Source organism: Roseovarius sp. (assembly GCF_965277045.1).
Classification (GTDB): Bacteria; Pseudomonadota; Alphaproteobacteria; order Rhodobacterales; family Rhodobacteraceae; genus Roseovarius.
Window position 1 is genome coordinate 1,191,917 of sequence record NZ_OZ255712.1, and the last position, 13,653, is coordinate 1,205,569.

At 65.1% G+C, this 13,653-nt stretch carries 13 protein-coding genes and 4 tRNA genes; 11 read left to right on the plus strand and 6 right to left on the minus strand.

Features of this window, described 5'->3' with window-relative positions:
• Nucleotides 1-139: 139 nt before the first annotated feature.
• Nucleotides 140-340: a hypothetical protein gene (locus ACQY4V_RS05870; RefSeq protein ID WP_428515939.1), complete on the minus strand. Its 201-nt coding sequence runs from the start codon at nt 338-340 to the stop codon at nt 140-142.
• A 126-nt stretch (nt 341-466) separates the two neighbouring features.
• On the opposite strand from ACQY4V_RS05870, the gene ACQY4V_RS05875 reads away from it, so the two are divergent.
• Together ACQY4V_RS05875 and ACQY4V_RS05880 are read left to right on the plus strand one after the other, a co-directional pair.
• Nucleotides 467-832 carry an HU family DNA-binding protein gene (locus ACQY4V_RS05875; protein ID WP_428515940.1) on the plus strand — a complete coding sequence of 122 codons (366 nt, stop codon included), beginning with the start codon at nt 467-469 and terminating at the stop codon, nt 830-832.
• A 98-nt stretch (nt 833-930) separates the two neighbouring features.
• Nucleotides 931-1,005 (plus strand) — tRNA-Val (locus tag ACQY4V_RS05880).
• 9 nt (nt 1,006-1,014) lie between these two features.
• On the opposite strand, the gene ACQY4V_RS05885 is transcribed toward ACQY4V_RS05880, so the two are convergent.
• Nucleotides 1,015-1,371, minus strand: a complete 357-nt coding sequence (locus tag ACQY4V_RS05885) for a hypothetical protein (RefSeq protein WP_428515941.1) — start codon at nt 1,369-1,371, stop codon at nt 1,015-1,017.
• A gap of 193 nt (nt 1,372-1,564) precedes the next feature.
• Between ACQY4V_RS05885 and ACQY4V_RS05890 the strand changes: the two genes are divergently transcribed.
• Both ACQY4V_RS05890 and ACQY4V_RS05895 read left to right on the plus strand, forming a co-directional pair.
• Nucleotides 1,565-1,640: transfer RNA gene (locus ACQY4V_RS05890), tRNA-Val, on the plus strand.
• A 200-nt stretch (nt 1,641-1,840) separates the two neighbouring features.
• Complete coding sequence (locus ACQY4V_RS05895; RefSeq protein WP_152492170.1) at nt 1,841-2,527, plus strand: hypothetical protein; 687 nt, start codon at nt 1,841-1,843, stop codon at nt 2,525-2,527.
• On the opposite strand, the gene ACQY4V_RS05900 is transcribed toward ACQY4V_RS05895, so the two are convergent.
• Nucleotides 2,510-3,238: a helix-turn-helix transcriptional regulator gene (locus tag ACQY4V_RS05900; protein WP_152492171.1), complete on the minus strand. Its 729-nt coding sequence runs from the start codon at nt 3,236-3,238 to the stop codon at nt 2,510-2,512. The two genes, ACQY4V_RS05895 and ACQY4V_RS05900, sit on opposite strands and share 18 nt — an antisense overlap.
• A gap of 302 nt (nt 3,239-3,540) precedes the next feature.
• On the opposite strand from ACQY4V_RS05900, the gene ACQY4V_RS05905 reads away from it, so the two are divergent.
• Nucleotides 3,541-3,617 (plus strand) — tRNA-Asp (locus tag ACQY4V_RS05905).
• A gap of 26 nt (nt 3,618-3,643) precedes the next feature.
• Nucleotides 3,644-3,720, plus strand: a tRNA-Asp gene (locus ACQY4V_RS05910).
• A 15-nt stretch (nt 3,721-3,735) separates the two neighbouring features.
• Here the strand turns inward: ACQY4V_RS05910 and ACQY4V_RS05915 are convergent.
• Both ACQY4V_RS05915 and ACQY4V_RS05920 read right to left on the minus strand, forming a co-directional pair.
• A complete protein-coding gene (locus tag ACQY4V_RS05915) occupies nt 3,736-4,602 on the minus strand; it encodes an alpha/beta fold hydrolase (RefSeq protein ID WP_428515942.1) in 867 nt (288 codons plus the stop codon).
• 3 nt (nt 4,603-4,605) lie between these two features.
• Entirely contained in the window at nt 4,606-5,994 is a 1,389-nt protein-coding gene (locus ACQY4V_RS05920; protein ID WP_428515943.1) for a dipeptidase, read from the minus strand.
• Nucleotides 5,995-6,244: 250 nt separating this feature from the next.
• On the opposite strand from ACQY4V_RS05920, the gene hemA reads away from it, so the two are divergent.
• The 3 genes from hemA to ispG all read left to right on the plus strand — a co-directional run bounded on the left by hemA (nt 6,245) and on the right by ispG (nt 10,130).
• Nucleotides 6,245-7,468: a 5-aminolevulinate synthase gene (gene hemA / locus ACQY4V_RS05925; RefSeq protein ID WP_428515944.1), complete on the plus strand. Its 1,224-nt coding sequence runs from the start codon at nt 6,245-6,247 to the stop codon at nt 7,466-7,468.
• Between the two features lie 139 nt (nt 7,469-7,607).
• Nucleotides 7,608-8,891: a helix-turn-helix domain-containing protein gene (locus tag ACQY4V_RS05930; protein ID WP_428515945.1), complete on the plus strand. Its 1,284-nt coding sequence runs from the start codon at nt 7,608-7,610 to the stop codon at nt 8,889-8,891.
• Nucleotides 8,892-8,999: 108 nt separating this feature from the next.
• The gene (gene ispG / locus ACQY4V_RS05935) at nt 9,000-10,130 is read left to right on the plus strand and encodes a flavodoxin-dependent (E)-4-hydroxy-3-methylbut-2-enyl-diphosphate synthase (RefSeq protein WP_428515946.1); all 1,131 of its coding nucleotides are present in this window, start codon (nt 9,000-9,002) and stop codon (nt 10,128-10,130) included.
• Between the two features lie 90 nt (nt 10,131-10,220).
• Here the strand turns inward: ispG and ACQY4V_RS05940 are convergent, their stop codons facing one another.
• Nucleotides 10,221-10,973 carry a DsbA family protein gene (locus ACQY4V_RS05940; protein ID WP_428515947.1) on the minus strand — a complete coding sequence of 251 codons (753 nt, stop codon included), beginning with the start codon at nt 10,971-10,973 and terminating at the stop codon, nt 10,221-10,223.
• 138 nt (nt 10,974-11,111) lie between these two features.
• On the opposite strand from ACQY4V_RS05940, the gene ACQY4V_RS05945 reads away from it, so the two are divergent.
• Both ACQY4V_RS05945 and ACQY4V_RS05950 read left to right on the plus strand, forming a co-directional pair.
• Nucleotides 11,112-12,254, plus strand: a complete 1,143-nt coding sequence (locus tag ACQY4V_RS05945; RefSeq protein WP_428515948.1) for a pyridoxal phosphate-dependent aminotransferase — start codon at nt 11,112-11,114, stop codon at nt 12,252-12,254.
• Between the two features lie 178 nt (nt 12,255-12,432).
• Nucleotides 12,433-13,647, plus strand: coding sequence for an N-acetylmuramoyl-L-alanine amidase (locus tag ACQY4V_RS05950; protein ID WP_428515949.1), 1,215 nt, complete (start codon nt 12,433-12,435; stop codon nt 13,645-13,647).
• The last annotated feature ends 6 nt before the right edge of the window (nt 13,648-13,653 follow it).

Genomic DNA, 13,653 nt, shown 5'->3' on the forward strand with positions numbered 1-13,653 from the left:
AAAGAAAAAGGCGCCCCGGTCGGGCGCCTTTTTTCATTCGGGCAGATCGATTCAACGCCGCCTGCTGCAGGCCGCGCAGGCGCATTCGCCCGATGACCGGCCGGTCGGTTCGGGGTTCCCGATTGCGCGGTCTCGCAGTCTAGAACGCGCCGCCGGCCACCGCGAAGAGGAAGACGTAAAACAACGTCAGCATCAGCGCATCGACCTTGGCCGTGGAATCCTCGACGGCGGCATCCGCGATAACCTGCTGATCGAGCACGGGGTCTGACAAGTTTCCGGCAAGGCCGGGTTCGACGAAAAGCAGCGAGGCGACAGCGGCGGCGACAATAACTTTCTTCATTGTGTGATCCCCAGTGATAATTGGCGACAATTTATGCGGCCAGGTTGCCGGTACGTCAACTCGGCGGTGGTATTCCGTTCCAAATCCGGTATCGTGTGTCAAAAGTGCAAATAACAGAGGCCCAGAATGGCATCGCGCAGTACGACAAGCCCGAAATCCAAGTCCGCGGACACAGCGCCCGCCGCTCCGGCCAAGGCGGATCTGGACGTGGTCACCGAGACGACCGCGGCGGAGATCGTTTCGACCGAACTCAAGAAGCAGGAGCTGCTTCAGTTGGTGGCGGACCGCGCCGATCTGAACAAGAACAAGGTTAAGCCGGTGGTCGAGGCCATGCTGGAAGTGCTGGGCGAGGCGTTGGCCGAAGGGCGCGAGCTGAACCTCAAGCCGCTGGGCAAGGTGAAGATCAACCGCCAGAAAGAGGTCGGCAACGCGCGGGTCATCGTGGCGAAGATCCGGCAATCGAAGGACGACGACACCAGCGGCAACAGCTAAGGCCGCCCGGGTCCGCCTGCAGGGTGAAATTCCGTGCGCGGATCATGCGGCTTTGCTATTGCACCGGTCTCGAAGGGACGCTAAACAGCGGCTCCGGCGGGCGATTAGCTCAGTGGTAGAGCGCTTCGTTCACATCGAAGATGTCAGAAGTTCGAATCTTCTATCGCCCACCATTTCCCACCCTATACATTCAGCATCCGCCAGAGCCCGTAGCCGATGACCAGCAGGGTCACGACGACCACGGCGGGCCAGCTCCAGCGTGGCCAGTGCGGCGGGAAGCGCTGGCGCAGGATCTGAAGCGACGTTGCCATGAACCAGGCGAGGGTGAGGCCGAGGAGCATGAAGAATGCGATGATCCGGGCATTGCCCTGACCGCGTGCGCCCAGCCCCAGTACGTCGAGATAATGCGCGCCCCACAGGACGATGAGGGCTGCCGCCACCGTCAGGGCGGCCAGCAGGGCGGGCCGCCCATGGGGCAGGAGGGCCAGCACCAGAAAGAGCGCCGCCGGGAGTGCGAATGCAAGAAGAGTGAGGGCCATGCTCGTGCGCAGTCTTTTTGTTCGTTGCAGACGACCTTAGGCACGGGCACAGGCGTTCTGAATAGATTTCGGCACGCCCGTGTTAATTTTCGCCCGGCCTGTTGCGGGAAAGTTCGACCGCGCAATCCGCGGGGCGGTCGGGTGCGAAGCATCTTGCAAGGCCAGTGCGGTGTTGCTAGAGGAGCGCAGCGAGGGGCGGTTAGCTCAGTTGGTAGAGCGCTTCGTTTACACCGAAGATGCCGGGGGTTCGAGTCCCTCACCGCCCACCACTCCCCCTAAAAAACAGGCTGGCAGACGCGCGTTTTCCGATGTCGAAACACGTGCCGGGGGTTGTTTCGCTTGGAGAAACATTCCGTTTTTGAGGATCGGAGTCATTCCAACCTGCATTCCACGCTGTTAACCATGTTTGCGGATGCCGGTGGGCCGACGGTTGCCACGGCAAGGCTCGATGCAGGGGAAGCAGGAGCACATGCAGAATTCACTGGACCTGATCAAGGTCGGCGGGGCCTGCGTCTCGGGCCTGGCGCGCAACGGGTATGCTATCGAGACGGTGTCGGATTTCGAGGCCGTGGAACAGCTGGTGCGGGAGCATGGCAAGACCAGCGTCACCGCGAAACTGTCGGCGCATTACAACGATTTCACCGAAGAGTCCGGCTTCTGGCTGGTGCTGCGCGAGGGCGAGACCTTCGTGGCGGCGGTGGCGACGCGGTTCGACAATGTCGGACGCGAGAACATGGGCGATTACATGCGCCGGACGATGCGCCGGCACTACCCGCACCCGTCCGGCGACACCTTGCTGGACTTCACCACGGCGCTGCCGCCGGGGTTTCACGGGCGCATGGCCTATATCGGAGAGCTTTTCGTGGCCCCGGGGCAGCGGGGGTCGCGGCAGCGCCTGCGACAGCTGATGTTGCTGCTGCATTGCTGTATCGCCACGAAATGGCCGGTGGACTGGACCTATGCGATGATGCGGGACCGGGACGTGATGGCGGGATTCGCAACCACGTATGGGTTTACCGTGCAGGTGCCCGGCGTGGCGAGATGGGCCGATCCAGCGCCTGCGGGGCGGGGCGACAGCGAATGGCTGGTGGCGCTGTCGTCGGAGCACCTGTCGCACATGATGGCGTATTACGCCGGCTCACTCGAGAGCTTGTGAGTAGTTCAGCACGTACTTGTTGCCTTCGCCATCGCGCACCGGCAGCAGCAGCCGCTTGTAGGTGAAGCGCAGCGGAAAGCTGTGGCCGGGCAGCATGACGTCGATCTCCTCGATCGTCAGCTTGGGTTCGCCGCGCGTGGCCTCGACATGGGCCAGCCGGACGCTTTCGCACAGCTTGTCGTCGAAGGTGGTGAAGAGATAGCGCAGGTGCTCGGCCGTCTGGATGCCGAAGCTTTGCGCGGCAAGGCTCTGGTGGCCGATCTTGTAGGGTTCGGGCAGGCGCGAGTGCTCGTCCGGCGCAAGGTAGAGATCGACATGTTCGCTGAGCGTGTCGAAATTGGTCAGAACGCCCCCCTGCTGGTGCCACCAGGTCAGCACGTCGTCCAGAAGGGGGCGGGCGCCGCGTTGCGACAGCTTGCGATGCGCCTCGCGGGTGACGGAGGTCAGGATCCGCTCTGCCTGGGCCGTGACGATGCGGTTGTCGATCTCGCCGCCGGCCAGGGTGATCTGGTCGTTGAGACCGGCGATCTGGTTCGGCGTGATGCCAAGGGCGGAGCAGATCTTGACCACGCTGGAATAGCCCGGGTCACTTTTCGAGGACAGGAGGTTGGAAATATAACGCTCGCCCTGTCCGATCTCGAGAGACAGGCCTTTGTAATCGTAGGACGAGCCCTTGATGTAGGTCTTCAGTCGATCATGGAAATCCAGCACGAGATACCAATCCTGTTTTACGGATCACGAGTCATTTATAAGTGGTCTATTGCAGTAACGTCAAATAGCGATTGACACTTCACCAGTAAAGCATTTAGCCCCAAGGCTTGGCATCTGTGCACCTGAATCCAAAGAAAAACACTGTTTCCGGGGACTGACGCAACGTCACGAAACGCTTGAAAACCGGCGTCGGAACGGGTGTGGAAAAACCTGTCGATTTGACGCGGTGAACGCTTGACGGGACGGGCCGCGCCGCCTAAACACCCTCTCACGCTCGGGGCATGGCTTCGGGTTTGCAGCGGGCGGTTGTAGCTCAGTTGGTTAGAGTACCGGCCTGTCACGCCGGGGGTCGCGGGTTCGAGCCCCGTCAACCGCGCCACCGCTGCAAAACATTACGACCTTCGCGCGGTTGTAGCTCAGTTGGTTAGAGTACCGGCCTGTCACGCCGGGGGTCGCGGGTTCGAGCCCCGTCAACCGCGCCACGTCATCCCCTACATTCAGTCGAAGAACCGGCGCAGCGCCGCGATGGTCGCCTCGGGCGCCGTGTCGATGAAGAAATGGCCGCCTTCGATCGTACCGGAGCGCATGTCGGCGCATTTCGGCTCCCACGTGGCCGGCACGTCATAGTGGCGGGCCATCGCACCGTCACGACCGTAGAGGATCAGCGTGGGGCAGGCGATGCGGGCGTCGAGATCGGCGGCATCGTCGGTCACGTCATGGGCAATGGCGGCGCGGTAATCGTTGCACATGCCGCGGATCGTGTCGCGGCTGCGCCAGCTTTCACGGTAGGCGGCCAGTTGATGCGGGTCGAAATCTTCGAGCGCGGCGGCGCCCCAGCCGGTGAGGCAGGAGTGGTAGTAGGCGTCCGGGTCGGCAGCGATCATGTCCTCGATCAGGGCGCCGGGCTGGGCAAGGAAGAACCAGTGGTAATAGGTCTGCGCCACGTCCATCCGCAATTCGGTCAAGAGCGTGTGCGTGGGCACGATATCCATCAGGCAAAGCGAGGTCACGGCGTCGGGCGCGTCGAGGGCAAGCCGGTGCGCCACGCGCGCCCCGCGATCATGGCCTGCGACGGCGAAGCGGTCGTGGCCAAGGTGAGACATCAGCGCCAGTTGGTCGCGGGCCATTTCGCGAAAGCTGTAGGCGGCGACATCCTGGGGTTTTCCGCTGTCGCCATAGCCGCGCAGGTCGGGGCAGATTACGGTGTGCGTGTCGGCCAGCGCCAGGGCCACGCGGGCCCAGAGCGCACGGGTCTGCGGGAAACCGTGCAAGAGCAGCAGCGGCGGGCCGGAGCCGCCGATGCTATAGGCGATCCGGATGCCGTTGACCTGCGCGGTCGCGTGGCGAAAGCCGGGGATGGGCACGGGTTAGCGCGACAGCCGGTCGAGCACGCGCGCCCAGCTGCGGGTGCCCTTGTGAAAGCTCTCGACGTTGTATTTCTCGTTGGGTGAGTGGATGGCGTCGTCTTCCTGGGCAAAGCCGATCAGCATGGAATCAAGCGACAAGATTTCCTTGAAGAAACCGGCGATGGGGATCGAGCCGCCCATGCCGGTGAAAACCGCCTCGCGGTCCCATTCATCGGAGAGCGCCTGGCGGGCGGCTTCGAATTCGGGGCGGTCGATGTTCATCTTCGCCGCCGGCGAGCCGTCGAGATCGTCGTTCCAGGTGACACGGGCGTCGGGCGACAGGCGGTCCTCGACATGCTTGCGGATCTTGGTGCGCAGTGCGTCGGGGTCCATGTCGTCGACCAGCCGGCAGGTCAGCTTGCAATGCGCCTCGGCGGGGATCACCGTCTTGGTGCCGGCACCCTGGTAGCCGCCCCAGAGACCGTTGATTTCCAGAGTGGGCCGCGCCCATTGCTGCACGAGAGTGCTGTAGCCCTCTTCGCCATGCGCCTGGGTGAAGCCGACCGAGGACAGGTATTCCTTTTCGTCGAAGCCGCAGCTTTCCCATTGGCGCAGAAGCTCGGCGGGAACCTCTTGCACGCCGTCGTAGAAGCCGTCGACGGCGACGCGCCCGGTGTCGTCGTGGAACGAGGCGATGAGGCGCGAGATTTCCCGCAGCGGGTTCAGGGCCGGGCCGCCATAGTGACCGGAATGCAGGTCGATGCGGGGGCCGTGGATGGTGAATTCGTCCTTCATCATGCCGCGCAGCTGCGACGCGATGGAGGGCACGCCGGGGGCGACCATCGAGGTGTCGCAGATCAGGGCGAGATCGGCCTGAAGCTCTTCGGCGTTTTCCTTCATGAAGGGGATGAGGGAGGGCGAGCCCGATTCCTCTTCGCCCTCGAAGAAGAAGGTGATGCGGCAGGGCATCTCGCCGGTGACGTGTTTATAGGCCCGGCAAGCCTCGACGAAGGTCATCAGCTGGCCCTTGTCGTCCGAGGCGCCGCGGCCGCGGATGACCTTGCCTGCGGGCGTGTCCTGGATGTGCGGATCGAAGGGGTCGGTCTTCCATAGGTCGAGCGGGTCGACGGGCTGTACGTCGTAGTGGCCATAGAACAGCAGGTGCGGGCCAGTGCCGCCCTTGGGCCCGTCGGCGTGGCCCACCACCATGGGGTGGCCGGTGGTGGTGCGCTTCTCGGCCTTGATGCCCAGGCTTTGCAGGTCGGCGACCAGCCAGTCGGCGGCGTCCTCTGTGGGCTGCTTGAAGGCCGGATCGGTGGAGATGGAGGGGATGCGCAGAAGATCCGTCAGGCGGTCCATCGCGTCGGGCAACTGGTCGTCGATACGGGTGAGGATGGCGTCGAGGGACATGCGCGAACTCCGGTCTGAAGGAAATGTTGGCCGGACCCTACCACCGCGCGCCGGACTGTCCAGCGGGATCGGGGCGCGGGCCCCTTGCGCCTGCGACCAAAGGAGGGGCCGGGCGCGGTTGTCACGGGGGCAGGGGCGTGGCAATTTGTAACCTGTTGCGCGCCAAACCTTAAAACTATATCCGGCGCAACAAGGGCGAAGCTGGCCGCCTCCGCGCCGCGCCTCGTCAGACTGCCAGGAGGAGATCCGCGTGGATTACACTGCCAAGCTCGATATCGCCTTGAACCGACTTCACGAGGAAGGGCGGTACCGCACCTTCATCGATATCGAGCGGACGAACGGCCAGTACCCGCACGCGACGTGGAAGCGGCCCGACGGGGGCGAGCAGCCGATCACCGTCTGGTGCGGCAACGACTATCTCGGGATGGGGCAGCACCCTGTCGTCCTGGCGGCGATGCACGAGGCGCTCGATGCCACCGGCGCAGGGTCGGGCGGCACGCGCAACATTTCGGGCACGACGGTCTATCACAAGCGGCTGGAGGCCGAGCTGGCGGACCTGCACGGCAAGGAAGCGGCGCTGCTGTTCACCTCGGCCTATATCGCCAACGATGCCACGCTTTCGACGCTGCCGAAGCTGTTTCCCGGGCTGATCATCTATTCGGACTCGCTGAACCACGCCTCGATGATCGAAGGCATTCGGCGCAATGGCGGGTCCAAGCGGATTTTCCGACACAACGACCTGGACCATCTGCGCGAGATGATGGCAGCGGACGATCCCGCGGCGCCGAAGCTGATCGCGTTCGAATCGATCTATTCGATGGATGGTGATTTCGGCCCGATCGAGGCGGTCTGCGACATCGCGGACGAGTTCGGCGCGCTGACCTATCTGGACGAGGTGCACGCGGTGGGCATGTACGGTCCCCGCGGCGGCGGCGTGGCCGAACGCGACCGGCTGACCCACCGGATCGACATCATCAACGGCACGCTGGCCAAGGCGTTCGGCGTGATGGGCGGCTATATCGCCGCGAGCGAGAAAATGTGCGATGCGGTAAGGTCTTATGCGCCGGGCTTCATCTTTACCACCTCGCTGCCGCCGGCCGTCGCCGCCGGGGCGGCCGCGTCGGTTGCGCATCTCAAGCACGATCAGAATCTGCGCGACCGGCACCAGACCCAGGCCGGCATCCTGAAGCTGCGGCTGAAGGGGCTGGGCCTGCCGATCATCGACCACGGCACGCATATCGTGCCGGTAATCGTGGGCGATCCGGTGCACACCAAGAAACTGTCGGACATGCTGCTGGAGCGCTACGGCATCTACGTGCAGCCGATCAATTTCCCGACCGTACCGCGCGGCACCGAGCGGCTGCGCTTTACCCCCTCGCCGGTGCATGGCCCGCGCGAGATGGACCATCTGGTTAACGCGATGGATGAACTCTGGAGTCATTGCGCGCTGAATCGTGCCGAACTGTCAGCATAATTTCGTCACAGGTGCATTGTTTCTTGCGCTATGCTAAGAGTGCATAAAGAAAAAGGGCATCGCGCGAATCGGACAGACCCGGATGAAGGGTTTCGCGCGGCGGGATAAACGCAGGCACGAAGTTAGAGGGCAGAACCTGATGATAGGGTTCCGATCCAAGCGATATACTGGGGAACCGGACGTCGAGCCGCGTGGTTTCGACGCGTTTGAGTTGCGCTTGGGCGACCTTATGCGCGGTGAGCGCGCGACATTGGGCAAGTCCCTTCTGGATGTTGAACGCGAGCTTCGCATCAAGGCCTCCTACATCGCCGCCATCGAGAATTGCGATCCCGACGCGTTCGACACGCCGGGCTTCATCCCCGGCTACGTGCGGTCCTACGCGCGCTATCTGAACATGGATCCCGACCGGGCCTTTGCCGGCTTCTGCGCGGAAAGCGGGTTTTCCATCGCGCATGGCATGTCGGCCGAGGCCAGCAGTATCCGCCGCCCCGACGCGATGCCGATGCGGCGCAAGGCCCGCAGCGAAGATCCTATCGCCTTGCCGAAGACACCGTTCGTGCCGGCCACGGAATCGTTTCTGGCCCGGATCGAGCCGGGCGCGATCGGGTCGGCGATGGTGCTGACATTGCTGATCGGCGGCCTGGGCTATGGCGCGTGGAGCATCCTGAACGAGGTGCAGCGCGTGCAGTTCGCCCCGGTCGAGAACACCCCTGCGGTCCTGAGCGACCTCGATCCGCTGGACGGCGCCGTCGCGCCGGCCCGGACCGACGGCGAGACGCGCGAGAACGACCCCGCGACAACGGCGTCGGTGTTCGACGCCCCGCGCGACGAACGGCTGGACCGGCTGTACCGCCCCGAGGCGCTGGATGTGCCTGTGATGGTCGCGCGCGACGCGCCGATTTCCACGCTGAACCCTGCCGATGTGGGGGCGTTCAGCGGCACGCTGCCGGAGGCGGACCGGACCTCGCCCGACTACGCGACGGCCACGGCCGGTGCCGCGCAGATCGCCAATGCGCCCCAGACGGGCCGGACCGGCGAAGAGCGCCAGGGACCACAGGTTCTGGCCGACCAGCCCGCCGGCGTGAAGATGGTGGCCGTCCGTCCCGCGTGGGTACGGGTGCAGGCGCCCGATGGCAGTGTCATCTACGAGACGATCATGAACGCGGGCGACACCTGGGACGTGCCGGTGATGGAAGATGCGCCGACGATCCGGATCGGGGAGAGCGGCGCGATCTATTTCGCCGTGAACGGCGTACACCATGGCCCGGCCGGGCAGCGCGGGCAGGTGACTTCTGGCCTGCCGTTGGATTCGAAGATGCTGGCCGATGCGCTGCCGGTGGCGAACCTGGAGTCCGACCAGGACCTGTCGCGCTACGTGGCCGAACTCGAAGCGCGGGCCGAGACACCGCCGACACAGGACTGATCCGCGCCCGAAGGGCCGGGGACCGTAATTCGCGATCCTTTCATTGTCATAGCCGCGCTGCATCCTTACCTTGGACGCAGGATTGAAACTTGTCTGGACCTTTACCCTATGTCGCTGAACCACATCCGCCCGTGGCGTAATATCTACCGCCGGGAAAGCCGCCAGATCATGGTGGGCAACGTGCCGGTGGGCGGCGATGCCCCGATCAGCGTGCAGACCATGACCAACACGGCGACGACCGACGTCAAGGGCACGGTCGCGCAGGTGCAGGCCGCCGCCGATGCGGGGGCGGATATCGTGCGGGTCTCGGTGCCGGACGAGGACAGCGCCCGCGCCCTGAAGGAGATCGTGCGCGAAAGCCCGGTGCCGATCGTGGCGGACATCCATTTCCACTACAAGCGCGGGATCGAGGCCGCCGAGGCCGGCGCGGCCTGCCTGCGGATCAACCCGGGCAATATCGGCAGCCAGGACCGGGTGCGCGAAGTGATCAGGGCGGCGCGCGACCACGGCTGTTCCATGCGGATCGGCGTGAATGCCGGGAGCCTGGAAAAGCACCTGCTGGACAAGTACGGCGAGCCCACGCCCGAGGCCATGGTGGAATCCGGGCTCGACCATATCAAGGTACTGGAAGACAACGACTTTCACGAGTTCAAGATCAGCTGCAAGGCGTCCGACGTGTTTATGGCCGCCGCCGCCTACCAGGCCTTGGCCGAGGCGACGGACGCACCCATACACCTTGGCATCACCGAGGCGGGCGGGCTGACCTCGGGCACGATCAAGAGCGCCATCGGGTTGGGCAACCTGCTGTGGATGGGGATCGGCGACACGATCCGGGTCAGCCTGTCCGCCGACCCGGTCGAAGAGATCAAGGTCGGCTACGAGATCCTGAAATCGCTGGGTCTGCGCCACCGGGGCGTGAACATCATTTCCTGTCCCAGCTGTGCCCGCCAGGGATTCGACGTGATCAAGACGGTCGAGGCGCTGGAGGAGCGGCTGGAGCATATCAAGACGCCGATGAGCCTGAGCATCATCGGCTGCGTGGTGAACGGCCCGGGCGAGGCGCTGATGACCGACGTGGGCTTTACCGGCGGCGGCGCGGGCAGCGGCATGGTCTATCTTGCCGGCAAGGCCAGTCACAAGATGTCGAACGATCAGATGATCGAGCACATCGTCGAGGAGGTCGAGAAAAAGGCCGCCGAGATCGAGGCGGCCGGAGAGGGTGCGCAAGCCGCGGAATGATGTCCGGTCAATGGCTTGCGCGGTGATCTTCGCGCGTTTCACTGCGTTTCGCGATAATCCGTGACTTTGGTTGTCCCGGAAACGCCTTGATCAGCCTTCGTTGCGGATCTCGTCGGCGATCATTTCCATTTCTTCCTGCGGGACGTAGCCGCGCAGCATCTGGTTTTCCATCACGAAGGAGGGCGTGCCCGAGATCTGAAGGGCGCGACCAAGCGCGTGGTTTTCCTCGATTACGGTGGTGACCTCTTCGCTGCCCATGGCGGCGATGATGTCGTCCACGGGCAGGTCCAGCGGTTCGGCCATCCGGCGCAGCGCCGGTTCGGTGATGTCGCCGGAATAGGCCATGAGGGCCTCGCTGACGGCGTGGTAGGCGTCGTCGCCGGCGACTTGCTGCGTGGCGATGGCAAAGCGCGACGCGGTGACCGATTGCTCGCCCAGGATCGGGAATTCCTTGACGATGAAGCGGATGTTGCCGTCTTCCTTCAGCAGGTTCGTCACCTCGGGATGGGCGCGTTTGCAGTAGCCGCAGCGATAGTCGAGAAACTCGACCAGGGTGATGTCACCGTCGGGATTGCCGCCGACCCAGGAGTGGCCGTCGTCGAAGAGCGCGTCTGCATTGGCGGCCACGAGATCCTTGTCGCTCTGCGCCTGGGCGTCGGCCTCGCGCTGTTCCAGCACGGCGACGGCCTCCATGATGACCTCCGGATTCTCCATCAGGTAGGCGCGGACCTCGTCACGGAAGGCGGCGCGTTCGGCATCGGTCATGGAGTCGAGGTCGAGCGCCTGGGCGGGCAGGGCAAGGCCCAGGGCGAGGGCGGTCGCGGAAACGAAGGGGCGGGTCATCCGGGCTCTCCTTTGCGGATTACGTGGCGTGTTTGGGGCTTCGCGTGGATGGCGTCAAGTCGTGGCGGGCCAGGTGCATTGACGTGCGTCCGTTTTCCCTGTGAAACCCGGGTGTGGCCGCAATGTAGGGATATTAGGATGCGAAACTCAACCCGTTCGGAGGTCGATCCCTTTATCGTGATGGACGTAATGGAAGCCGCGCGGCGGGCCGAGGCGGAAGGCCGGCACATCATCCACATGGAGGTGGGTCAGCCGGGCACGCCCGCGCCCGAGGGCGCGAGGGCCGCGCTGTCGCGGGCCATGCAGGAAGATCCGATGGGCTATACCGTGGCGCTGGGGCTGCCGGCGCTGCGCGCGCGGATCGCGCGGCTCTACGGCGAGTGGTACGACATCGACCTGTCGCCCGAGCGGGTGGTGATCACGCCGGGCTCGTCCGGGGCGTTCATCCTGGCCTTCACGGCGCTTTTCGATACCGGGGCGCGCGTGGGCATCGGCGCGCCGGGCTATCCCAGTTATCGCCAGATCCTGAAGGCGCTGGATCTCTGCCCGGTGGACATCGAGACAACGGCGGAACATCGCTATCAGCCCGTGCCGGGAGATGTGGCGGCGCACAAGCTGGACGGCCTGCTGGTGGCCAGCCCGGCGAACCCGACGGGGACGATGCTGGACGGGGACGCGCTGGCGGCGCTGATGGGAGCGGCGCAAGAGGCCGGTGCGGGGTTCATCAGCGACGAGATCTATCACGGCATCGAGTATGACACCCGCGCGGTCACCGCGCTGGAGGTCAGCGACGAGGCCTACGTGATCAATTCGTTCTCCAAGTATTTCAGCATGACGGGCTGGCGCGTGGGCTGGATGGTGGTGCCCGAGACCCATGTGCGCCGGATCGAGCGGCTGGCGCAGAACCTGTTCATCTGCCCGCCGCATGCCAGCCAGGTGGCGGCGCTGGCGGCGATGGAGTGCGGGCCCGAGTTGCAGGCCAACATGGACGTCTACCGCGCCAACCGGGCGCTGATGCTGGAGGGCCTGCCGAAGGCCGGGTTCGACCGGATCGCGCCGCCCGATGGCGCGTTCTACGTCTATGCCGATGTCAGCCACCTGACCGATGACAGCCGGGCCTTTGCCGCCGAAATCCTGGAGCGGGCCGGGGTGGCGGTGACGCCGGGGCTGGATTTCGACCCGGTGCGCGGTGGCGGCACGCTGCGGTTTTCCTATGCGCGGTCGACGGCGGATATCGAGGACGGCCTGGGGCGGCTGGCGGCGTTCACGGCGGCGCGGTGATCCGGTTGTGCGCCTGCGGCGCGCAGGTTTTGCTTGAGGAGGGGCGCTGCCCCTCCGGCCGAAACCGGGTTTCGGCTTCCTCCCCGGGATATTTCCGGCCAGGGGAAAAGCGGGCTGTGGGAATCGGTCGTGCTGGTGTAGACTTGCGACAACCAAGACCGAATAGCGGCTGAGCAGTATGATCCGGGTATTTCTGGCAATGATGATGTGCCTTTGGGCCGTGGCGGCGGCGGCGCAGTCCTCTTTCGGCGGGCTGGCGCGGGTCGACATGGAGGGCTCGCGGCTGTCGGATACGCGGCAGGGCCTGGTGTTGGAACTGGCGCTGAGCCAGGGCGTGCCGTGGCGGGTGTTCACGCTGGACGCGCCGGAGCGCCTGGTGGTGGATTTCCGCGAGGTGGACTGGCGCGGTGTGGACGCGGCCCTGCTGGACATGGCCGAGCGGGCGCGGGACGTGCGCATGGGCAGTTTCCGGCCCGGCTGGTCGCGCATGGTGATCACGCTTGCCGGGCCGTACGCGGTAAGGGCCGCGGACATGGCGCTCGAGCAGGAGACGGGCGCGGCGCTCTTGTCGATCGAGTTGACGGAAGTGACCGAAGCCGCGTTCGCCGCGGCCTCGGGCGCACCGGAGGTGCCGGGCTGGGACAGGCAGGATCAGCCGCCGCAAAAAGGCGCGCGCGCGGCGGATCCGGGCATGTTCACGGTGGTGATCGACCCCGGGCATGGCGGCATAGACCCCGGCGCCGAGAAGGACGGCCTGTCGGAAAAGGACCTGATGCTGGCCTTCGCGCGCGAGTTGAAGGACGTGCTGTTGCGGCAGGCGGATGTCGAGGTGGTGCTGACCCGCGAGGATGACAGTTTCGTCTCGCTGGAACGGCGGGTGGCGATTGCCCACCAGGTCGGGGCGGGGCTGTTCATTTCGCTGCACGCGGATGCGCTGATCGAGGGGCGGGCGCATGGCGCGACGGTCTATACCCTGTCGGACAGCGCGTCGGACCGCGCCTCGGCGGCGCTGGCCGAGCGGCATGACCGCGCCGACCTGCTGGCCGGGATCGACCTGACGGGATCGGATGACGTGGTGGCCGACGTTCTGATGGACCTGGCGCGGATGGAGACGCAGCCCCGGGCCGAACAGCTGGCAAAGGCGATCCAGATGGGCATAAGGGAGAACGGGCTGCCACTGAATTCGCGCCCCATGCGGATGGCCGGGTTCTCGGTGCTGAAATCGCCCGATATTCCGTCGGTCCTTCTGGAAGTGGGGTTTCTGAGCTCGGACCGGGACCGTGCCAACATCGCGGACGCGGAATGGCGCGCCCGGATGGCGCAGGCGGTCAGCGACGCCATCCGGGCCTGGCGCCAGGCCGATGCGGCCAACGCGGAACTGGTGCGGCAATGAGGCGCC

What these genes read in the sequence shown, in the direction of transcription:
- ACQY4V_RS05870 (WP_428515939.1), bottom strand. Translation starts at nt 340, where the DNA reads ATGAAGAAAGTTATTGTCGCCGCCGCTGTCGCCTCGCTGCTTTTCGTC.
- ACQY4V_RS05875 (WP_428515940.1), top strand. Translation starts at nt 467, where the DNA reads ATGGCATCGCGCAGTACGACAAGCCCGAAATCCAAGTCCGCGGACACA.
- ACQY4V_RS05885 (WP_428515941.1), bottom strand. Translation starts at nt 1,371, where the DNA reads ATGGCCCTCACTCTTCTTGCATTCGCACTCCCGGCGGCGCTCTTTCTG.
- ACQY4V_RS05895 (WP_152492170.1), top strand. Translation starts at nt 1,841, where the DNA reads ATGCAGAATTCACTGGACCTGATCAAGGTCGGCGGGGCCTGCGTCTCG.
- ACQY4V_RS05920 (WP_428515943.1), bottom strand. Translation starts at nt 5,994, where the DNA reads ATGTCCCTCGACGCCATCCTCACCCGTATCGACGACCAGTTGCCCGAC.
- ACQY4V_RS05930 (WP_428515945.1), top strand. Translation starts at nt 7,608, where the DNA reads ATGATAGGGTTCCGATCCAAGCGATATACTGGGGAACCGGACGTCGAG.
- ispG (WP_428515946.1), top strand. Translation starts at nt 9,000, where the DNA reads ATGTCGCTGAACCACATCCGCCCGTGGCGTAATATCTACCGCCGGGAA.
- ACQY4V_RS05940 (WP_428515947.1), bottom strand. Translation starts at nt 10,973, where the DNA reads ATGACCCGCCCCTTCGTTTCCGCGACCGCCCTCGCCCTGGGCCTTGCC.
- ACQY4V_RS05945 (WP_428515948.1), top strand. Translation starts at nt 11,112, where the DNA reads ATGCGAAACTCAACCCGTTCGGAGGTCGATCCCTTTATCGTGATGGAC.
- ACQY4V_RS05950 (WP_428515949.1), top strand. Translation starts at nt 12,433, where the DNA reads ATGATCCGGGTATTTCTGGCAATGATGATGTGCCTTTGGGCCGTGGCG.